The following is a 19,791-nucleotide window of genomic DNA, read 5'->3' on the forward strand; positions in this document are numbered from 1 at the left end:
ACGGATTCCAGGCACCGGTGAAGCCCGGCGTGAAGTTCCACGACCTGCTCGTCGTCTCCCTCGGCGGCCAGGGCCAGTACGAACACGTCATCAACAACACCGGATCACCCACCTCCGGCACCTCCACCGTTCCGTCGAACGTGGTGTCCTTCCCCTGACGCCGCATGTGAGGTGAAAGAGCTACGCGCGGGGCCCGGCAGTCGCTGCCGGGCCCCGTCGGCGTACGCCTACGCGCGCGGGGGCCCGTCGAGCGTCTGCTCGGACCAGATGACCTTCCCGCGCTCGGTGTAGCGGGTGCCCCAGCGCTCGGCGAACTGGGCGACCAGGAACAGCCCACGCCCGCCCTCGTCCGTCGTCGCGGCATAGCGCAGGTGCGGGGAAGTGCTGCTGCAGTCCGACACCTCGCAGATCAGTGCCCGGTCGTACAGCAGCCGCACGCTGATCGGCTCGGAGCCGTACCGGATCGCGTTGGTGACGAGTTCGCTCAGGATCAGTTCGGTGACGAAGCCCTCCTCGTCGAGGCCACGGTCGGCGAGCCAGCGGATGGCCTCCTTGCGGACGCCGGCGACGGCAGCGGGGTCGGGTGCCACGTCCCACTGGGCGCGGCGGGCCGGGTCCAGAGTCCGGGTGCGGGCCACCAGCAGGGCGACGTCGTCGCCCGGTCGACTGGGCAGCAGGGCCTCCAGCACGACGTCGCAGGTCTCCTCCGGTGTGCGCTCGTGGCCGGCCAGGGCGCTCCGCAGCTGTTCCATGCCGTCGTCGATGTCCTGGCCGCGGCGCTCGACCAGCCCGTCCGTGTACAGCACCAGCCGGCTCCCCTCGGGCACCTCCAGCTCGGTCGCCTCGAAGGGCATGCCACCGATGCCCAGCGGCAGGCCGGCGGGGATCTCGGGGAACTCCACGGTGCCGTCGGGCAGGACGAGGGCGGGTCCGGGGTGGCCGGCCCGGGCCACCGAGCAGCGGCCGGAGACCGCGTCGTAGATCGCGTACAGGCAGGTGGCGCCGGTGATCCCCCCGCCGCCTGCCTCCTCACCCTGGTCCATCCTGACGACGAGTTCGTCGAGGTGGCCGAGAAGTTCGTCCGGCGGCAGGTCCAGCGTGGAGAAGTTGTGCACCGTGGTGCGCAGCCGGCCCATCGTGGCCGCGGCGTGCAGGCCGTGCCCGACGACGTCGCCCACGACGAGCGCGACGCGGGCGCCGGACAGCGGGATCACGTCGAACCAGTCCCCGCCGACTCCCGCCTGCGCGGGGAGATAGCGGTAGGCGACGTCCAGGGCGTTCTGTTCGGGAAGACCGCTCGGCAGCAGGCTGCGCTGCAGGGTCACCGCCATCTCGTGCTCGCGGGTGTAGCGCCGGGCGTTGTCGACGCTGACCGCCGCCCGGGCCACCAGTTCCTCGGCGAAGGACAGGTCCTCGGCGTCGAAGGGGGCCTCGGTCTGCGCGCGCCAGAAGTTGGCCATGCCGAGGATGACCCCGCGCGCGTGCAGGGGCACGGAGAGCAGTGAGTGGAAGCCGTACTCCATGATCCGCACGGCCTGCTCGGGGTCGGGCAGGCGCCACTGCTCGGAGGCGGCCAGATCGGGCACCACCCAGGTGTGACCGCTGCTGCTGCCGATGCCTCCGGCACTGGTCGGCACGAAGCCGATCACACGGCCGAGCGGGTAGAGGGGGTGGTCGGGGCCGACGCCGCTCGCGGCGGTGCGGCGCATGTCCATCACATTCCCGGCGGGCGGCTCCGGTTCCTCCCCGCGCAGTACGGAATCGGCGAGATCGACCGTCGCGCAGTCGGCGAAGCCGGGCGCGGCGACCTCGGCCAGTTCCTGCGCGGTCGTGGTGACGTCGAGGGTCGTTCCGATGCGGGCACCCGCCCTGTACAGGAGCAGCAGCCGCTCGCGCACGGTCTGCGCCCGGCCGGTGACGGCCTGCAGTTCCGTGGTGTCACGCAGCGTGGCGACCGTGCCGGGCGGCCCGCCGCGTTCGCCCGTGGGGCGGAGGTTGACTGCCAGCAGCCTGTTCCCGGCGGGCCGCACCTCGTCCGTGGCGAGTCGTCCGGAGGCGAGCAGCCCCGCGGTCGCGGGGTCCAGCCCCAGGGCCGTCACGGCGCGGCCCTCGGCGTCGGACGGCAGTCCCAGGAGCCGACGGGCCTCGTCGTTGGCCAGGGCCAGCCGCCCGTCGGCGTCGATGATGAGGACGCCCTCGCGGACCGCGTGCAGCACCGCGTCGTGGTGTTCGTACATCCGGGTCATCTCGGCCGGGCCGAGGCCGTGCGTCTGACGGCCGAGGCGGCGGCTCACCAGGCCGGCGCCGCCCGCCGTGAGGGCGAGTGCGACCACGGCGGCACCGAGGGCGAACGGGAGGCTGGGGTAGGCGAGCTTGTTCACGGTCTCGACCCTGATGCCGACGGACACCAGTCCGGCGACCGTGCCGTCGCGGCGTTCCACGGGCACCACCGAGTTGACCGCGAGGCCGCGGCTGGCGTTGATGGTCCGGGTGAAGGCCTCGCCCTCCAGTGCCTCCTTGTACGGACCCAGGATGCGCTCGCCGATCAACGCGATGTCGGGGTGGGTGTAGCGGATGCCGTCGGGCCCGGCCACGACGACGTACTCGACACCGGTACTGCGCCGGACCTCCTCCGCGCGGGGCTGCAGGACAGCTGTCGGATCCCTGCTGTCCAGGGCGGCCGCCACTCCGGGCGCGTGGGCGAAGGTCTCCGCGACACTCAGCGACCGGGTCCGCGCCTCGTTCATGCTGTCCCGCCTGCCCTGCACCACCAGGGCGACGACGGCCGCCACGACGAGGAGCGTCACGATTCCCAGCATCAGGACAAAGACCTGGCCGGCCACGGTGTGGACGCTGAAGAGGGCGCGCAGCCGCCGGCCGGACGAGGACTGCCCGGGGGCCGGGCCGGAAGGCGCAGGCCCGTCACCGCCCGGGCGTCCGTCATCGTGATCGTGCCGATGCGGCTGCCGGGCGGAGTGGCGAAACCGCGTCCGGAACCGACCTGTACCACCCACATCTTCAGGTTTAACACGATTCGCCGTGGCCGCCCTTTCGGGCCGCGCGCCGTTGATGACCGCCGGACGTGTGAACGGTGCACCGCCAGGGCATATGACGGACTACCGACAGGAGGTGGGGTCAGTGGGCCGCATCAAGATCGTTCGACGTCCTCAGCTTCCGTCACGGCCGCCACCGCTCGATCTGCGCACGCCGTCCGGGCGCCCGTTGCCGTACTGACTCCCGCGCCTCTCATCCGTTGCCTCGGGGCCGCACACCGTGCGGCCCCGAGGCACGTTCCGCAGCAGGCCGGGGCAGAGCCGCCCGCGCGCGGGGCGGGTCGATCCCCCTGCCGCGCAGCGGTGCGAACCGGCAGGATGTCGGTGTACAGGGTCGCCGTCCGCCGGCGGCTCCGGCCGTCCCAGGAAAGGGTTCTCATGCGGGAAGCGCACGCAGACCGGTCCACCCCGGACGAACGCTCCGCCCCCGGCCCGTCCGAGGAGGCCCAGGTGATCGTGGTGGGTGCGGGACCGGCCGGTTCGTCCGCCGCCTTCCACCTCGCCCGGGCGGGCATCGATGTGCTGCTGCTGGAGAAGTCCGTGTTCCCCCGGGAGAAGGTGTGCGGGGACGGCCTCACCCCGCGCGCGGTGCACCAGCTCATCCGGATGGGCGTCGACATCAAGGCGCCCGGCTGGACCCGGTCCCGGGGGATGCGCTGGGTGACCGGCGAGCGGCAGGTGCAGATCGACTGGCCCGCGCTGGGCGGAAACCCGGACTTCGGCCTCACGCGCAGCCGGCACGACTTCGACGACATCCTGGCCCGCCACGCGGTGACCGCGGGGGCCCGGCTGCGTACCGGCATGAAGGTGACGGAGCCCGTGACCGACCGGGCCGGGCGGGTCACCGGAGTCATCGCTTTGACCGCTGCGGGGGATCGGGTGGAGCACAGGGCCCCGGTCGTCATCGCCGCGGACGGCGCCTCGGCGCGGCTCGCGCTCGCGATGGGGCTGCAGCGGGACACGAAACGGCAGATCGCCACGGCGGCCCGCCGCTACTACCGCAGTCCCGAGCGTTCCGGGGAGGAGTTCCTGGAGCTCTGGGCCGACCTCCGGTTCCCGCGGAGCGACCGCTATCTGCCGGGGTACGGCTGGATCTTCCCGATGGGCGACGGCCGCGTCAACGTCGGCCTCGGCGCGATCCCCCACCGGCGGCACGGCAAAGCCGACCTGCGAGCCACCATGGACACGTGGCTGGCCCGGACGCCCGAGGCGTGGGGGCTGCGCGAGGAGAACGCGGAGGGGCCCGTACGCAGCGCCGCGCTGCCGCTCGGCTTCAACCGCCATCCGCTGTACGCCAGAGGGCTTCTCCTGGTCGGTGACTCGGGAGGCATGATCAGCCCCTGGAACGGTGAGGGGATCGGCCAGGCGCTGGAAGCCGGGGAGGTCGCGGCGGAGACGGCCGCGCTCGCGCTGGCGCTGCCGGCCGGCCCGAGGCGGGAGAGGGCGCTCCACCACTACCCGGTCGAGATGAACCGCCGCTGGGGCAGTTATTACCGGCTCGGCAACGCGGCCGCCGACCTCGTCTTCAGCCGGTCGGGGTTCCAGCCCGTGCTCAACCGCTATGTGATGGGCTCGCCGTTCCTCCTCAACACCCTGGCCCGGCTGCTCACCAACCTCACGGACAAGCCTTCTCGCGATGTGATCGACCATGTTCTGAACACCGCGGTGCGTCTCGTCCCCGCTCCGGGCGCGCGTAGGCGCTGAAACCCCGTGCCGTGCCGGGGCGAGGGCGCCTCAGGCCCCGGCGCCGTCGGCCCATCGGGCGGCCAGGAGCAGGGCGATGTCGTCGGGGCGGTCGGCGGCCTGACGGGCGCGGCCGATCACATGGTCCGCCGTGTCGGCCAGGGAACCCGGTCCGCATCCGGCGACGATGCCGCGCAGCCGCTCGATGCCCACGTCGATGTCCGTGCCCGACTCCTCGACCATGCCGTCGGTGTACAGGGCGAGCATCGCGCCGGGGGCGAGGTGCAGCTCGGTGACGGGGTAGGACGCTTCGGCGTCGATGCCGAGCACGATGCCGCCCGCCAGGTCCATGACCTCGGCCGTGCCGTCGGCGCGGCGCAGCACGGGCTGCGGATGACCGGCACGCACGGCCTGGGTGATGCCGGTGGCCGGATCCATGGCGATGTAGCAACAGCTGGCGAACTGGCCGGGGTCGAGATCGATGAGCAGCCGGTTGGTGCCGCTCATGACCTCCTGCGGATCGTGTCCACTGAGCGCGAAGGCCCGCACCGCGCTGCGCAGCTGGCCCATGGTCGCCGCGGCCGCGACACCGTGGCCCTGCACGTCCCCGATGACCAGGGCGAGCTTCCCACCGGTCTCGATGACGTCGTACCAGTCGCCGCCGACGTCCATGCCCTGGGTACCGGGGAGGTAGCGGCCGGCGGTGTCGACGCCTTCCACGACGACGGGCAGTCCGTGGGGCAGCAGGACTTCCTGCAGGCCGCGGGCCAGGGCCGCCTCGGTGTCGTAGCGCTGGGCCCGTTCCAGAGCCTGGGCGATGAGGCCGGCGAGAGCCGTCAGGACGGTGCGCTCCTCCGGACTGAATCCTCGCGGCTGGTCGAAGCCGAGGATGCAGGAGCCGACGTGCCGTCCGGAGGCGATCAGGGGCAGGAAGGCGCGCGCGCCGACGTCCGTCTCCATGGGGATGCCGGGGTACGCGGCGGCCAGTCGCTGCATGGATTCGAAGAACATGGGGCGCCCGGAGGTCAGCGTCTCGACGCCGGGGATGCGGGCGTCCAGGCCGACGCCGTCGAACCGGTCGAGGAAGCCGTGGGGGAAGCCGGTCTCCCACTCCAGGTAGAGGTGTCGCTCCTTCTGCAGGTAGATCGCGAGCTGGCGGCCACCGAAGGCGGGGAGGAGTTCCTCGGTGACCACGGCGGACACCTGCCGGGCGGTGACCGCCTCGGTGAGGGCGATGGCCAGGGCGACCGGTCGGTAGAGCGCCGCTGACCGGTCGGCCGGGGAGCCGAGTCCCAGCCCGGGCGAAGCGACCGAACCCGGAGCGTAGACAGGCTGTTCGGTGGGGGTGAGTACGGCGGTGACGCCGTCGTGGCCGGGGTACAGGGAGACGGAGAGCCAGGGGGGAGGGGTGCGACGGGCGAGGAAGTGGACCGGGGCGTCGGAGATCATCGCGGCACGGTAGTGGTCCTCGTAGGCCGGGTTCGCGAACCACGGCAGGGCCTCCCACAGCACACGTCCGACCAGCTCCGACCGGGGGTGGCCGAGGATCTCCTCGGCCAGGTGGTTGATGTAGGTGATGCGGGCGAAGCGATCGAGGGAGAAGATTCCGCGCGGCAGCCGGTCGGCCGCCTCGGCGACGACCGGGCCGATGCCGAGGTCCACCAGGAAGCCGGTCAGATGGGTCGTGGCACCGGGCTCCGCACCCTTGTCACGGCGGCCCGAGACCTCGAGCAGGTGCGAGCGTCCGTCGGGGCCGCGCAGCCGCATCCTGCGGACCACGGGGCCGCCCGAGTCGGACGCCTGGCGGGCCAGGGCCCACAACCCGTATACGTCCTCCGGGGCCAGCCGCGCCGCAAGTGCGTCGATGGTGCCGGGAAATCGGTGCCGGCCGGTGCCGAGGATGGCGCACAGCTCGTCGTCCGCGCCGACGGCCCCGCTCTCCAGCTCCCAGTCGAAGCGGCCGATCCGCACCGGTGGGGAACTGCCGGCCGGCAGTTGGACGGGAAGCGGTTCCTCGTCCCAATTCACCGCCGTTCCCGCGGACTCGATGGCGGACAGCGCGGTGCCGAGCTCTTCGGCGACACCCCGCAGCCTGCGCCGGTCGGTGCTCCCCACAGGCTTCCCCGGGGTGGCTGGGCGCAGCACGACCAGGACGCCGACCGGCTTCCCCCCGCTGAACACCGGCGCATAGAGGGAGCCGAAGGGGAACGGCAGGCCTGCCATCAGCTGCGGGAACCGGCGCATCGCCTCCTCCGCGTCGGCGAGGTGGACGGCCTGACCTGAACGGAACGCCTCGGCGACCGGGAACGGGCGGTTCACATGCATACGCCACCAGGGGCGGAACAGGGGACCTGGCAGTCCCGCCAGTACCGCGAGCCGCAGAAGCCCAGGAGTGAGGGAGCGCAGATAGATGCCGCCCGCCTGACCGCCGGCGGATTCGATCGCGTTCACGGCAGCCTGCGCCAGCACCAGGGACAGGTGGTCCGGCGCCCGGCCGTTCATGAGCCGCCCGGACACACCGCTGCCCTCGCTCAGCGGCTTGCGCCGGACCGCGCCGTACCAGGTCACACAGTCAGCATGCTCCTCCGGCCCCGTGCCGCGCACTTCGGAGAGTCCGGCGCGGGCTACCGAAATGCACCCTCCGGACTTGTATGCAACTCTGAAGGCGGCCCATCGTCCGACATCCGCGAGGAGGCACGATCATGGGCAAGAAGCAGAGCCGGCAGAACCGCGGAGCCCGCAGCGGAGGCCATGAGCACTCCACGGCCCCGGAGGCCAAGGAGCAGACGAGCACGGCGTCCGCGCCCGATGCGGTGAAGGCGATCTCCGAGCAGGTCTCCCACAAGCGCGAGCGGAAGTTCGGCCACAACTGACTCTCCGGCGCCCAGGCGTCTCCACCGTATGACGAGCGTCATGAAGGAGCGGCCGCCACCGTCTTCACGGTGACGGCCGCTCCATCGGTACCCCTCTGCGCCCCAGCGCCGGGCTGACCCGGTCCGATGCGCTCGCCGGGCATGATCCGTCCGAGGCGTCCTTCCGCCTCCGACGTGCTGGACAGGACTTCTCGGACGCGCAGAGCAGGGCCCCGCCCCAAAGGGGTGGAGCCCTGCGGAGGGTGCGGCGCCCCTACTGTTCGCCGGTGGGCGGACGGCGTTCGCCGAACTGGTCATTGAGCTTCTGCTGGGCTGAGTCGACCTGACCGCCGTACTTGTTGTCCGTCTTCTTGTCGACGAAGTCGCCGCCCTTCTCGACTCCCTTGCGGGCCTGGTCGGGGTGCCCCTTGATCAGGTCCTTGATCTTGTCGAGCATGCTCATGACTCCTCCTCATGGAACGCTGACCCTCCCAGCATCCATGCGATACCCCGGCGCCGCACCCCGGGGCCGCCCCGCCCCGCCACCCGGCGCGGGGCGCTCACGAACCCGAGGAAATTACCCATAGGTATGTAGTGACTTCTCACGCGAGCGACAGTAGAACTCGTTCCCATTCGGTCGAGAGTGAGGAACGTCACATGACGGATTCGAGCTTACCCCACAAGAGATCGAGCGATGTCACCCGTCGCCGTTTCATGGCTAGAACAGGTTTCATTCTGGGGGCGGCAGCCCTCTCCGGTCACGCGACCGCCGCCCACGCACGCACCGCCGGCCCAGCCGCCGTGATCGGCAGCGGGGACCACGTCCCGGTCCTGGTGATCGGCACCGGGTACGGAGGCTCGGTCGCCGCCCTGCGGCTCGCCCGCGCAGGGGTCCACGTCCACCTGGTCGAGATGGGAATGGCCTGGGACACCCCCGGGGCGGACGGCAAGATCTTCGCCAACACGACGACACCCGACGGCCGTTCGTACTGGCTCCGCACGAAGAGCAAGCAGCCTCTCAGCAACTTCCTCGGTTTTCCCATCGACAAGGCGATCCCCCGCTACACCGGCATCCTGGATGCCGAGGAGTTCAGCGGCATCACGGTGTACCAGGGACGCGGCGTCGGGGGCGGGTCACTGGTCAACGGCGGCATGGCGGTGACGCCCCGGCGCGAGAACTTCGGTGCGGTGCTCCCGTCCGTGAACGCCGACGAGATGTACAGCACCTACTACCCGCGAGCCAACGCCGGGCTCGGGGTCGGCACCGTCGACCCTGCGTGGTTCGACAGCGCGGACTGCTACCAGTACGCCCGCGTCGGCCGCAAGCACGCCCAGCGCTCCGGCTTCCCGTTCGTATTCGTCCCCGACGTGTACGACTGGGACTACATGGAGCAGGAGGCGGCCGGCACGGTACCCAAGTCGGCACTGGCCGGAGAGATCCTCTACGGCAACAACTACGGCAAGAAGTCACTGCAGAAGACCTACCTCGCCCAGGCCGCGGCGACGGGAAACATCACCGTCTCGCCGCTGCACCAGGTGACTTCGGTCGCCCCCGCACCGGGCGGCGGATACAAGGTCGTCATCGACGAGCTCCGCACCGAGGGGAGCATCGCGACCACCAAGACGGTCACCGCGGACAAGGTGTTCTTCGCCGCGGGCAGCGTCGGCACCAGCAAGCTGCTGACCCGGCTGAAGGCGACGGGCGCACTGCCCGGTCTGAACGACGAGATCGGCAAGGGCTGGGGCGACAACGGCAACGTCATGTGCGGCCGGGCGAACCACCTGTGGGACCCGACCGGCGCGGTCCAGTCGAGCATCCCGTGCGGCGGCATCGACAACTGGGCCGCCGGAGGAGCGTTCGCGGAGGTCGCGCCCCTGCCGACCGGGATCGAGACCTTCGCCTCGTTCTACCTGTCGATCACGAAGAACCCGCACCGCGCCCAGTTCTCCTGGAACGCCGCCACGGGGAGGGTCGACCTGAACTGGCAGACCGCCTGGAAGCAGCCCTCCATCGACATGGCGAAAACGATCTTCGACAAGATCAACTCCAAGGAGGGGACGATCTACCGGACGGACCTCTTCGGCGTCTACAAGATCTGGGGCGACCACCTCACGTACCACCCGCTCGGCGGCGCCGTCCTGGACAGGGCCACCGACAACTACGGCCGCCTGCACGGCTACAGGGGCCTGTACGTCATCGACGGCTCCCTGATCCCCGGCAACACCAGCGTCAATCCGTTCGTCACCATCACGGCACTCGCCGAGCGGAACATCGAGAAGATCATCGCCACCGACCTGTGACAGCGGGTCCGACGAGGCGTACGTTCCGGCAGGAGGCGACGGGCAGACCTCCTGCCGGAGACCGCGGCGCGAACGGGCCGCCCGAGCCGCGCAGACCCGTTCAGTGCCCCGGCAGCACGCACACGGCGTCGAGACCCAGCACATGGTTGAGCCGGCCGAACGCCAGCCAGGAGCCGATGCTCATGCTCAGCTCCACGATCTCGTGCTGGCTGTAGTGCGCGGTCATGCGGGCCCAGAACGCGTCGTCCAGGCCGTGGTGGTCCAGGGCGTACCGTTCGGCGTACTCGGCCGCCAGCCGGGTCCGGTCGTCGAAGGCACCGGTGGTGCGCCAGTCGCTCACCGCGGCGGCGAACTCCTCCTCGACCTTCCGGCCCTCGCGTTCGGTTCGCCAGTCCAGGCAGAAGAGACAGCCGTTGATCTGCGCGATGCGCAGCCTGGCGGCCTCGAACTCACGGAGTCCGAGCGTCGTGTGCTCGTACACCGACAGCGAGAAGTTCGCGGCGGCCATGCCGATACCGGGGACCATGTCGCCCCACACGTAGCCGATCGGCTCCTGGCCCTCGGGGATGTCGATGATCATGGCTGCTTCCTTCCGAGTCGGCCGGCTGCGGGGCGCAGGGGGACGTCGAGCGCGTCGTAGAGTCCGGGTTCCGCCTCCACCAGCCAGTCGATGGCGTTCACCAGCCGGCCGACGGCGGTGGCGTTGCCGCCCGCCGAGCGGTTCTCGCCCTCGTCGGTGGCCTCGACGGTGACCTCGATACGCGGGCGTCCCTCGATGATCACCCGGTGGGCTCCGGCGCCATCGGGTGGTGACGGCCAGTCGGGAGCGCACGAGGGATGGATGCGCGTGATGTGCTCGATGACGATGCGGGGTTCGCCCTCGACGATGCCCTGGACCTCGAAGCGGACCGCCCCCTGGGTGCCGGCCTCGAAGGCGCCCATCGTCCTGGTCGTGACGGTCGATTCGAGCGGCCGCCGGGCCATGGTCTCGCGGATGTCGTCGAGTTCCACGCCCAGGGCCCGGGCCATCAGCCGTATCTGGCCGCCCCACACCATGGTCGGGACGGAGGCGGCGAGCATGAGGGGTTCGTACTCCATGGGGTGACCCATGCCGATCAGGTGGCGGACCGAGTCGGGCTGGTCGTACGTGGAGTAGTCGAAGATCTCCTGGCAGCGGATCGCGTCGACCGTGGTGCCGAGCCCGCTGATGAGCAGGGGCAGCACATCGTTGCCCCACCCGGGGTCCACCCCGGACACGAAGAGCGAGCCGCCACCGCCGGCGACGGCGGCGAGCACCGGCTCGCGCAGCTCGGGCGGCGCGCCCCGCTGGTCGTACAGCGCGTACAGCGCGGGGGTGACGACGACGGCGCCGCCGGCCACCGCCCTGGTGATGTCGGCCAGGGCGTCGTCGGGGCGGATGTCGCCGGAGGCCGCGTACACGACGGCCCGGGGAGCAGTGGCGAGCACCGCGTCGATGTCGTCGGTCGCCGCGACGCCCAGATCGCGGTCCAGGCCGGCGAGAGCGCCCGCGTCGCGGCCCACCTTGCCCGGGTCGTGGACGAGGACGTGCGCGAGTTTCAGGGCCGGATGGGCCTCGACGGCGCGGATGGCCGCGCGGCCGACATTGCCGGTACCCCAGACCACCGTGGAAATCATGCGGCGGAGGGTAGCGCGCGGGATGAAAGGTTCATAGTGGCATCGCACCCCCGGGTTGGGGAGCGGACCGGGGCAGGTCCCCGGAGCCCACCCCGGCCCGCTCCCCCGGGCTGCTACTCGTCGATCGCCGCCCCGTATCCGGCGCCCTTCTCCGGACCTCCGAACGTACCGGCGTCGAAGGTCCACGACCCGGCGGCCGTCACCCCGTCGGTGCCGGCCGGGAACGCCCAGACGATGCCGTCGCCGGCGTTCTCGCCGGGCGCGGCGGTCAGCAGACCGGAGCGCCCGTCCCTGTCGGGGTCGGTCAGCCGCGCCTGGCCGCCCCAGCGGTCACCCTTCTCGGCTGCGCCCGGAACGTCGACCGAATTCTGGTCCCACGAAGCGGCGCCGGTGGCGGTGAGCCCTTCGGCAGCGCCACGCAGCACCCATACCGCCCCCGCGTCGGCGACCGTGCCGATGTCCTCGCCGGGAGCGCCGACGGCCACGTCCGCGTACCCGTCGCCATCGGTGTCCGCCACGGAGAGGTCGGCGCCCCAGCCGTCGCCGGTCTCCGAGCCGCCCGGGACGCCGGGGGTGTCCTGCGTCCACCACACGGGCGGGGTGCCCGGGCCCTCGGCGCCGACCGGTCCGTCGCCCGCGCTGCCGTAGTAGACGCCGACCACACCGCCGGTCATCGACTCGCCGCCGTCGTCGGGGCTGTGCGGCTCCCCGGTGACGAGGTCGTCGTAGCCGTCGTCGTCGATGTCGCCCGAGGCGACGGCCGGACCGCCGCGCAGGTCGTGGTCGTAGCGCAGTCCCTGGACCTCGCCGAAGAAGAGCGCGGACCAGCCGTGGCCCGGCTCCTCGCCGGCGGTGACACCGGAGATGACCAGGTCGGCGAGGCCGCTGCCGTCGTAGTCGCCGGTCGTCATCGCGCGGGGCACGATCTCGCGCCCCGGGGTGCCGGGTACGAGGCTGCTGCGCGAGGCGGGATCCTGCCGGGTCCCGTCGTCGTACTGGAACAGGGTGAGGTCGGTGCGGCCGGTCACGGCCAGTTGGTCGCCCGGGATGTCGGGGCTGAAGTGCGCGGCGGCGAGAGCGGTGCCGAACGCGGCGCCGGCGACGGGCTCCTGGGCCTGCAGCCAGTCGCTGCCGGCGCCGGAGAGCCCCTCGGCGGAGCCCCACAGGACGACGGCGCCGCCCGCGTCGGCCACCGGCTCGATGTCCTCGCCCGGGAGGCCCACGACCGCGTCGTCGTACCCGTCCCCGTCCAGGTCGCCGGTGGTCAGGGCCCGGCCGAAGCCGTCGCCTGCCTCGGCGGCACCCGGCACCCCGGTGGTGTTCTGGCTGAGGACCGTGCCCCGGGTGGTACCGATGCCGCCCGGGCCGCCGTACTGCACGCTCACGTAGCCCGCGCCCTTGCTGCCGCCGATGGTCCCGCCGGGCGCGCCGATGAGCACGTCCTCGTAACCGTCGCCGTTGAAATCGGTGTTGCGGTCGGCCGCGCGCGTTCCACCGGGGGTGCCCGCGTAGGCGGCAGGCGCGGCGATGGCCGCCCCTGCGATCAGAAGGAATGAGGCCGCGACAACGGCGGCCGGACGGTAGGTGCGCACGAGCGGCTCCTCGGTTCAAGGACGACCGGGCGAGTCCGGGGGACGCCAGGAGGAGCCCGTTGGCCTCCTGGCGCCCTGTTTGACCGGCACCGCGGCGCAAGGGTTGTACGGCATGGCAAAAGGGGTGGAAGGGAGCAGCTCAGCTCCCCTCCACCCCTGTTCACGACTCCGCCCGGGGCGGAACCGCGGTAGGTCAGTAGGCCCCGAAGACGTTGTCGATCGAGCCGTACGTCGCCGCGGCGTAGTTGCACGCGGCGGTGATGTTGGCGACGGGGTCCAGGATGTCCAGCGAGGTGCCGGGCACGTGGTACGCGTCGAACGTGGGCTGGATCACCTGGAGCAGGCCCTTGGACGGGGTGCCGGCGACCGCGTTCGAGTCCCAGTTGTTGACGATCTGCGGGTTGCCCGAGGACTCGCGCATGATGTTGCGGTGGATGCTGTCGTAGCTGCCGGGGATGCCGTGCTCGGCCATGACTGCGAGGGACTCCTTGATCCAGCCGTCGAGGTCGTCGGTGTACGCCGTCGCGGTCTGCGCGGGGGTGGTCTCGGCGGTCTCCTCGGCGACGGGCGTCGCCGTCCGCACGGAACGGTCGGCGCGGTCGGTGCTCTCGGCACGGTCGGCCGACGGCTGCGAGGCGCTGCCGGACGCGTTCTCCGCCTTGAATTCGCTCTTGGTCGCAGCCTTGGGGGCGGCGGCCGTGGACTTGGCGCCGATGGTCAGCTTCAGGCCCGGGTGAATCAGGTCGGGGTTACCGCCGACAACGCTCCGGTTGTCCTTGTACAGCTGCTCCCAGCCGCCGTCGAGGGAATGCCCGCGGGCGATCTTGGAAAGCGAATCCCCGGACACCACGGAATAGGTGGTGGTCGCGTCCTTCTTGACGGCAATTGCCTTGCCGGCCACGGAAGTCGAGGCTGCGGCCTTTTCGGCGACGACCGACTGGACCGGCGCTGCGGAAGCCGATCCGGCAGCGATCAGGGGGAGCGCGAGAACCGCTCCGCCCGCGCTCACGGCGATGAGGCCGCGGGTCAGGGGGGTGGACTTGGAACGACGGTGCTGACCCTTGATGGGCATGGCGCTTTTCCTCTCCGCCGCCTGCGAGGTGAGCTGTCGGGTTCGGACTGGAGATGTCCGGCCGCACATGGCGACTTAACCCCTAGCCGCTCCGGTATTCCGGAACGGCGGCAAACCTGGGTCCCCCGCTCCTGCCGTACGTGAAGTGGTCGGGTTACCGGACGGCGGCAGGATTCGGCGTTCCATCCGGATTGACGGTGACCGTAAGCGAGAAAGGCCGGGCGGAACAAGCCCGGAATTCCTGATCACAATTGATTCGCAAGATCAAAGAAAGGAAATGTGCGACGCCGGTCACATGCGCGCGGGTCAACTTTCTTGGGGCGACAGGGAACCGACGCCTCCGGTTCCGCGTCAGGCACGGCAAACGTGACGCTGACCACTGCGCCCGAAACGGGTGATTTGCCGGATTCCCAGGAGGTGCGGCACGAATGAATACCGCACGGACCAGCATTCGTTACATGCCCGAATAATCGCCCAAGTTAGGACATTACGGAGCGAGCGTCGGCCGTGCCGCCGCATCGGCACGCGTGCGCGGCACGACGACCGGTGAGCCGTCGCCCGGCGCGGCGAGGATGTCCGCGTCGAGCGCGTACAGCTCCTTCACCAGGGCTTCGTCGACCGTCTCCCGGGGAGCGCCCGTGGTGACCACGCGGCCGCCCTTCATGGCGACGAGCAGATCGGCGTACCGAGCGGCGGCCGCGAGGTCGTGCTGAACCATGACGACGGTGCGGCCGGTGGCCGCGACCTCGCGGACGAGTTCCAGGACCTCGATGGCATGCCCGAGGTCGAGGGCGCTGGTCGGTTCGTCGAGCAGCACGACGGGGGTCTGCTGGGCGAGGACCATCGCGAGCCAGCAGCGCTGGCGCTGGCCGCCGGACAGCCGGTCGATGCGCTCCCCCGCCAGTGCGGTGGTACCGGTGGCGTCGAGTGCGTCGCGCACCACCTGCTCGTCCTCGCGCGACCACTGACGCAGCAGCCCCTGGTGCGGGCTGCGGCCGTAGCGCACCAGGCCGGCCACGGTGACCGCCTCGGGGGCGCGCGGCGACTGCGGCAGCAGCGCGACATGGTGGGCGGCGCGGCGGCGGCCGGTCTCCCAGATGTCCGTACCGCCGACCAGGACCGTGCCGGACTCCGGGCGGTGGAGCCGGGCGACGGTCCGCAGCAGGGTCGACTTCCCGCAGCCGTTGGGGCCGACGATTGCGACGACCTGTCCGGCGGGGACGGTGAGGTTGACGTTCTCGACGACGGGCCGGCCGGGGTATCCGGCGTGCAGGCCACGGATTTCGAGACCGGCCTTCGTACCGGTCGGATTCTCGGTCATGTGCGGCTCACGCCTTTCCGGCGGCCGGGTCGGGCCGCAGCAGTACCCACAGGAGGAAGGGGCCGCCGAGGACGCTGGTGACGACCCCGACGGGCAGTTCGACCGGCGCGGCGACGCGTCCGATCGCATCGGCCGCGGCGATCAGCGCGGCTCCGGTCAGCGCCGAGCCCGTGACCGGGACGCGGGTGGGGCCCGCCAGCCGCTGGGCGAGGATCGGTGCGGCGAGCGCCACGAAGGCGATGGGGCCGCCGACCCCGACGGCCGTGCCCGCCAGCAGCACGGCCAGGACCAGCGCCACGGTACGTACCCGCCGCAGGTCGACTCCGAGGGAGCTCGCCACCTCGTCGCCGAAGCGCAGCAGTTGGAGGCGGTGTCCCGCGGCCAGCGAGAGCGGGACGAGGAACAGCAGGGCGACGGCCAGCGGCAGGCAGGCGTCCCAGTCGCGTCCGTTGAGGCTGCCGACGGCCCAGAGGAACACGCCGCCGGCCGCGTTGTCGTTCTCGCGCGACATGATCAGATCGCTCACCGCACCGATGAAGGTGGAGATGCCGATCCCGGCCACCAGCAACCGGTATCCGGCAGTCCCCGCCCCTCCGGCGCACACGACGACCAGGACCGCGGCGGCCACGGCACCGACCGGCCCGAGCCACCAGTTGCCGACCATGCCGGTGGCGGACCCCGCGGCGGCGGCGACCACGGCAGCGGTGGCGCCCTCGTTGACCCCGACCAGGTCCGGGGTGGCCAGCCGGTTGCCGGCCAGGGTCTGCGTGAGACAGCCCGCGATTCCGAGGGCGGCGCCGACCAGCAGGCCGGTGAAGATGCGGGGCAGCCGGAACTCGCGCACGATCATGACGGTGCCGGCATCGCCGGTTCCGAGCAGTCCCGAGAGGGTCTCGGACAGGCTCATTCCCGTCGAACTCGCCATCACCGCCAGGGCGATGAGGAGGACCAGCAGCGGAAGGAGCAGCGCGGCGGCGAGCGCGCTGCGCCTCGGGAGCAACCAGGACAGCGTCCCGGTGCGCAGTACGACGCTGTCCGGCGGGGTCACGTCCTTCAGTTCGCCGGTGCGAGACGCGACACCGTCGGGCGGGGTCACGTCTGTCAGCCTTCCGGTGCGCAGTACGACGCTGTCGGGCGGGGTCACGTCCGTCAACTCCCTCGCGCGGAGTACGACACCGTCGGGCGGGGGCACGTCCGTCATGCCGCGGCCCCTGCCGTGGAGAGCCGGGAGGAACGGGCGATCCACACGAGCAGGGGGCCGCCGACGAAGGCGAGCAGCACACTGACCGGGGTCTCCCAGGGACGGATGACGATCCGCGCGAGGACGTCCGCGATGATCATGACATCGGCCGCGACCAGGGCGGACAGGACGAGTTGGGCGGCCATCCGCGCTCCGGCCAGCGCCCGGGCGGCATAGGGCGCGAACAGCCCGAGGAAGGCGATGGGCCCGGCCACGGCGACGGCGCATCCGGCAAGCAGCGAGACGGCTCCTGCGACGACGAGCCGGATCCGGCCGGGATGGTGCCCCAGGGAGCGGGCGCCGTCGTCACCGAGCCCGAGTGCCGCGAGCGGCCGGGCACAGCCGAGTGCGGTGAGCAGGCCCACCGCGATCAGGGGCAGGAGGGGAAGCAGGTCGGAGATCTCGATGCCGGCGAGCGAGCCGATCGTCCAGTAGCGGTAGGTGTCGAAGGTCGACCGAGTGCCCAGCAGCACGTACGAGGTGAGGCCGTGGAACGTGGCGCCGAGCGCCGATCCTGCCAGGACCAGTCGCAGCGGGGATCCGCCTCCGCGCCCGGACGCGGCGAACAGCAGGACGGCCGCGCTCGCGACCATGCCTCCGCCCAGGGCCCATACCAGCAACGATGCGGGAGAGTCCGCGCCGAAGAAGGTGAGCCCCAGCACCACGGCGAAGGCGGCTCCCGAGTTGACGCCGAGCAGCCCCGTCTCGGCGAGGGGGTTGCGGGTGGCGGCCTGCAGAAGGCACCCGGCCGTCCCGAGGCACACGCCGACAAGGACCGCGCCGAGCGTGCGCGGCAGGCGTACGTCCACCAAGGCCAGGCGGAGTTGGGCGTCCGCGCGGGCGGCCGGGTCACCGACGAGGTAGTCCCAGGCGCCGCCTGCCGAGCTGGATCCGGTGCCGATGAGCAGGGACAGCAGGACGAGGGCCGGCAGAAGGACCACGAGAGCGGTGACCGCCCCCATGGCCGCACGACCTTCGCGTGGCGGGACTCCGGTGGGGCGGGACCCGGTTGCGGGCTGCCCCTCTTGCACGATCAACATATGGTTAGCCTAACCTAACTAGAGCGAGCGGTCGGCGGCGGCCCCCAGGGCTCCCCCTGCCCTGAATCGGCGTCAATCGCCCTGCCCGGGCTCCTTTCCGGGCAGCCGAAACGCCCGCCCGGACCGACCCCATCACTCGAACACAACGGAGATTCCAGGCCATGGCCCCGCATTCGACCTTCTCTGCCCGCGGCCTCGTCCGCCCCTCGGTGGCGGCCTCGCTGATCGGTATCTGTGCGCTGGCGCTGACCGCCTGCGGAGCCTCCGAGGCCTCGGACGGGTCCGACAAGTCGGACACCTCCACGTCCTCGAAGACCACTCAGCTGACGGACGCGACCGGCACGTCGGTGAAGGTCCCTTCGACGCCCGAACGCGTGGTGGCGCTCAGCGAGATGGACCTGGACGCGGCTCTCGCCCTGGGCGTGAAGCCGGTGGGCCTGACCGCCGGCCGCGGCCAGAAGGGCGCCCCCGGCTACCTCGCCGACCAGGCGAAGGGCATCCCCGTGGTGGGCGCGGTCACCGGCCCCGACATCGAGAGGGTCGTCCAGGCGAAGCCGGATGTGATCCTCGCCGGTCAGCTCGCCGACGAACAGGTCCTCCAGCAGCTGCGCAGGATCGCACCCACGATCGTGACGATCGACGGCACCAAGGACTGGAAGAAGGCGCTCACCCTCACCGGCAAGGCACTCGGCCGCGGTAACGATGCCGAGGCGTTCCTCGCCGACTACGACACCCGGGTCGCCGCACTGAAGAAGGACCTGGGCACCGAAGCAGGCAAGAGCGTGTCCGTCGCCCGCTACTCCGCCAAGGGCTCCGCCGTCATGCAGCAGGGCGTGTTCATCAGCGACGTCCTGAAGGACCTGGGCTTCACGCGCCCCGGTATCCAGAACGAGAAGGGCGAGGGCCACTCGACGCCCATCAGCGACGAGAACCTCAAGGAGATCGACGGGGACTGGCTCTTCATCGGCACCCTCACCTCCACCGGAGCGGACCAGGACCTCGTGGGCGAGCTGGCCAGGAAGCCCGCCTACAAGCAGCTCAAGGCCGTGAGCAGCGGCCGGTCGACCGTGATCGACGGCACCAAGTGGACCAGCCTGGGCGGCGCGCAGGCGGCCGTCTCGGTGCTCGACGACATCCGCAAGGCCATCGTCAAGTGAGCCCCGACCAGGAGCTCACCGGCCGGCTCGCCCTCGTGACGGGGGCGGGCCGCGGGATCGGCGAGGCGGTGGTGCATGCCCTGGCCGGCCGCGGCGCCCGCGTCCTGGCCACCGATCTCGCACCCGACGGCATCACCGCGCTCGCCGGGAGGTACGCCGGGCAGGTCACGGCCCGGACGCTCGACGTCACCGACGCCGCAGCGGTCGAGGCCCTCGTCACGGAGTCCGAGGAGACGCTCGGCCCCCTGGACATCGCGGTCAACGTCGCGGGAATACTCCGGTGTTCGGCGGTCGCCGAGCTGACGGACGAGGACTGGGCGGCCACCTTCGCCGTCAACACCGACGGGGTCTTTCACGTCTCGCGGTCCGTCTCGCGCCGGATGGCCGGGCGCGGAACGGGCAGCATCGTCACCGTCGCGTCCAACGCCGCAGGCATCCCCCGCACCAACATGGCCGCCTACGCGGCGTCGAAGGCCGCGGCCGTCATGTTCACCAAATGTCTCGGCCTCGAACTGGCCCCCCTGGGCATCCGGTGCAACACCGTGTCACCGGGCTCGACCCTCACCGACATGCAGCGCGGCATGTGGCCGGCAGGAGACGAACAGGCCGCCGCGCGGCAGGTCATCGACGGGGACGGAGCGAGCTACCGCACCGGCATTCCACTCGGCCGCATCGCGGAGCCTTCCGACATCGCCGACGCCGTGGCCTTCCTCGTGTCCGACCGCGCCCGCCACATCACGCTGCACGACCTCTACGTCGACGGCGGCGCCACGCTGCGGGCCTGACCCGCCCGTCCCCTCCGACAGCGGATCGCAGCCCTCCCC

At 71.5% G+C, this 19,791-nt stretch carries 15 protein-coding genes and 1 riboswitch; of the genes, 5 read left to right on the forward strand and 10 right to left on the reverse strand.

The genetic code is table 11. The features are described from left to right. Positions 1–227: 227 nt before the first annotated feature. Positions 228–2,819: a SpoIIE family protein phosphatase gene (locus ABZ434_RS31075; RefSeq protein ID WP_359143715.1), complete on the reverse strand. Its 2,592-nt coding sequence runs from the start codon at positions 2,817–2,819 to the stop codon at positions 228–230. Positions 2,820–3,431: 612 nt separating this feature from the next. Here ABZ434_RS31075 and ABZ434_RS31080 point away from each other — a divergent pair. After that, positions 3,432–4,757, forward strand: coding sequence for a geranylgeranyl reductase family protein (locus ABZ434_RS31080; protein WP_359143604.1), 1,326 nt, complete (start codon positions 3,432–3,434; stop codon positions 4,755–4,757). Positions 4,758–4,787: 30 nt separating this feature from the next. Here the strand turns inward: ABZ434_RS31080 and ABZ434_RS31085 are convergent, their stop codons facing one another. After that, complete coding sequence (locus tag ABZ434_RS31085) at positions 4,788–7,238, reverse strand: SpoIIE family protein phosphatase (protein WP_359143718.1); 2,451 nt, start codon at positions 7,236–7,238, stop codon at positions 4,788–4,790. Positions 7,239–7,438: 200 nt separating this feature from the next. On the opposite strand from ABZ434_RS31085, the gene ABZ434_RS31090 reads away from it, so the two are divergent. Beyond that, positions 7,439–7,609, forward strand: a complete 171-nt coding sequence (locus tag ABZ434_RS31090; protein WP_359143607.1) for a hypothetical protein — start codon at positions 7,439–7,441, stop codon at positions 7,607–7,609. A gap of 253 nt (positions 7,610–7,862) precedes the next feature. On the opposite strand, the gene ABZ434_RS31095 is transcribed toward ABZ434_RS31090, so the two are convergent. Then, entirely contained in the window at positions 7,863–8,051 is a 189-nt protein-coding gene (locus ABZ434_RS31095) for an antitoxin (protein WP_359143610.1), read from the reverse strand. 194 nt (positions 8,052–8,245) lie between these two features. On the opposite strand from ABZ434_RS31095, the gene ABZ434_RS31100 reads away from it, so the two are divergent. Continuing rightward, positions 8,246–9,889, forward strand: coding sequence for a GMC oxidoreductase (locus tag ABZ434_RS31100; RefSeq protein WP_359143612.1), 1,644 nt, complete (start codon positions 8,246–8,248; stop codon positions 9,887–9,889). Between the two features lie 100 nt (positions 9,890–9,989). On the opposite strand, the gene ABZ434_RS31105 is transcribed toward ABZ434_RS31100, so the two are convergent. The 7 genes from ABZ434_RS31105 to ABZ434_RS31135 all read right to left on the reverse strand — a co-directional run bounded on the left by ABZ434_RS31105 (position 9,990) and on the right by ABZ434_RS31135 (position 17,732). After that, a complete protein-coding gene (locus ABZ434_RS31105) occupies positions 9,990–10,469 on the reverse strand; it encodes a carboxymuconolactone decarboxylase family protein (protein ID WP_359143615.1) in 480 nt (159 codons plus the stop codon). After that, a complete protein-coding gene (locus tag ABZ434_RS31110) occupies positions 10,466–11,545 on the reverse strand; it encodes a dihydrodipicolinate reductase (protein ID WP_359143618.1) in 1,080 nt (359 codons plus the stop codon). Before ABZ434_RS31110 ends, ABZ434_RS31105 begins: the two co-directional genes overlap by 4 nt. Positions 11,546–11,658: 113 nt before the next feature. Continuing rightward, entirely contained in the window at positions 11,659–13,137 is a 1,479-nt protein-coding gene (locus ABZ434_RS31115) for an esterase (protein ID WP_359143620.1), read from the reverse strand. A gap of 193 nt (positions 13,138–13,330) precedes the next feature. After that, a complete protein-coding gene (locus tag ABZ434_RS31120; protein ID WP_359143622.1) occupies positions 13,331–14,209 on the reverse strand; it encodes a transglycosylase SLT domain-containing protein in 879 nt (292 codons plus the stop codon). Between the two features lie 5 nt (positions 14,210–14,214). Then, positions 14,215–14,399: riboswitch (cyclic di-AMP (ydaO/yuaA leader) on the reverse strand. Between the two features lie 297 nt (positions 14,400–14,696). Then, positions 14,697–15,530, reverse strand: a complete 834-nt coding sequence (locus tag ABZ434_RS31125; protein WP_359143625.1) for an ABC transporter ATP-binding protein — start codon at positions 15,528–15,530, stop codon at positions 14,697–14,699. 7 nt (positions 15,531–15,537) lie between these two features. Further along, the gene (locus ABZ434_RS31130; protein ID WP_359143721.1) at positions 15,538–16,587 is read right to left on the reverse strand and encodes an iron ABC transporter permease; all 1,050 of its coding nucleotides are present in this window, start codon (positions 16,585–16,587) and stop codon (positions 15,538–15,540) included. A 140-nt stretch (positions 16,588–16,727) separates the two neighbouring features. After that, positions 16,728–17,732, reverse strand: a complete 1,005-nt coding sequence (locus ABZ434_RS31135; protein WP_359143724.1) for an iron ABC transporter permease — start codon at positions 17,730–17,732, stop codon at positions 16,728–16,730. A gap of 239 nt (positions 17,733–17,971) precedes the next feature. Here ABZ434_RS31135 and ABZ434_RS31140 point away from each other — a divergent pair, with 239 nt between their 5' ends. Then, positions 17,972–18,967 carry an iron-siderophore ABC transporter substrate-binding protein gene (locus tag ABZ434_RS31140; RefSeq protein ID WP_359143628.1) on the forward strand — a complete coding sequence of 332 codons (996 nt, stop codon included), beginning with the start codon at positions 17,972–17,974 and terminating at the stop codon, positions 18,965–18,967. Then, positions 18,964–19,752 (forward strand): 2,3-dihydro-2,3-dihydroxybenzoate dehydrogenase, encoded by a 789-nt coding sequence (locus ABZ434_RS31145; protein WP_359143631.1) that lies wholly within the window; start codon positions 18,964–18,966, stop codon positions 19,750–19,752. Before ABZ434_RS31140 ends, ABZ434_RS31145 begins: the two co-directional genes overlap by 4 nt. Positions 19,753–19,791 lie beyond the last annotated feature (39 nt).

Source organism: Streptomyces sp. NPDC005761 (genome assembly GCF_040630635.1).
In the GTDB taxonomy this organism is placed as follows: Bacteria; Actinomycetota; Actinomycetes; order Streptomycetales; family Streptomycetaceae; genus Streptomyces.

Excerpts from the sequence above, each read along its gene's own strand:
- ABZ434_RS31075 (WP_359143715.1), bottom strand. The coding sequence starts at position 2,819 with ATGCTGGGAATCGTGACGCTCCTCGTCGTGGCGGCCGTCGTCGCCCTG.
- ABZ434_RS31080 (WP_359143604.1), top strand. The coding sequence starts at position 3,432 with ATGCGGGAAGCGCACGCAGACCGGTCCACCCCGGACGAACGCTCCGCC.
- ABZ434_RS31085 (WP_359143718.1), bottom strand. The coding sequence starts at position 7,238 with ATGAACGGCCGGGCGCCGGACCACCTGTCCCTGGTGCTGGCGCAGGCT.
- ABZ434_RS31090 (WP_359143607.1), top strand. The coding sequence starts at position 7,439 with ATGGGCAAGAAGCAGAGCCGGCAGAACCGCGGAGCCCGCAGCGGAGGC.
- ABZ434_RS31095 (WP_359143610.1), bottom strand. The coding sequence starts at position 8,051 with ATGAGCATGCTCGACAAGATCAAGGACCTGATCAAGGGGCACCCCGAC.
- ABZ434_RS31100 (WP_359143612.1), top strand. The coding sequence starts at position 8,246 with ATGACGGATTCGAGCTTACCCCACAAGAGATCGAGCGATGTCACCCGT.
- ABZ434_RS31105 (WP_359143615.1), bottom strand. The coding sequence starts at position 10,469 with ATGATCATCGACATCCCCGAGGGCCAGGAGCCGATCGGCTACGTGTGG.
- ABZ434_RS31110 (WP_359143618.1), bottom strand. The coding sequence starts at position 11,545 with ATGATTTCCACGGTGGTCTGGGGTACCGGCAATGTCGGCCGCGCGGCC.
- ABZ434_RS31120 (WP_359143622.1), bottom strand. The coding sequence starts at position 14,209 with ATGCCCATCAAGGGTCAGCACCGTCGTTCCAAGTCCACCCCCCTGACC.
- ABZ434_RS31125 (WP_359143625.1), bottom strand. The coding sequence starts at position 15,530 with ATGACCGAGAATCCGACCGGTACGAAGGCCGGTCTCGAAATCCGTGGC.
- ABZ434_RS31135 (WP_359143724.1), bottom strand. The coding sequence starts at position 17,732 with ATGGGGGCGGTCACCGCTCTCGTGGTCCTTCTGCCGGCCCTCGTCCTG.
- ABZ434_RS31140 (WP_359143628.1), top strand. The coding sequence starts at position 17,972 with ATGGCCCCGCATTCGACCTTCTCTGCCCGCGGCCTCGTCCGCCCCTCG.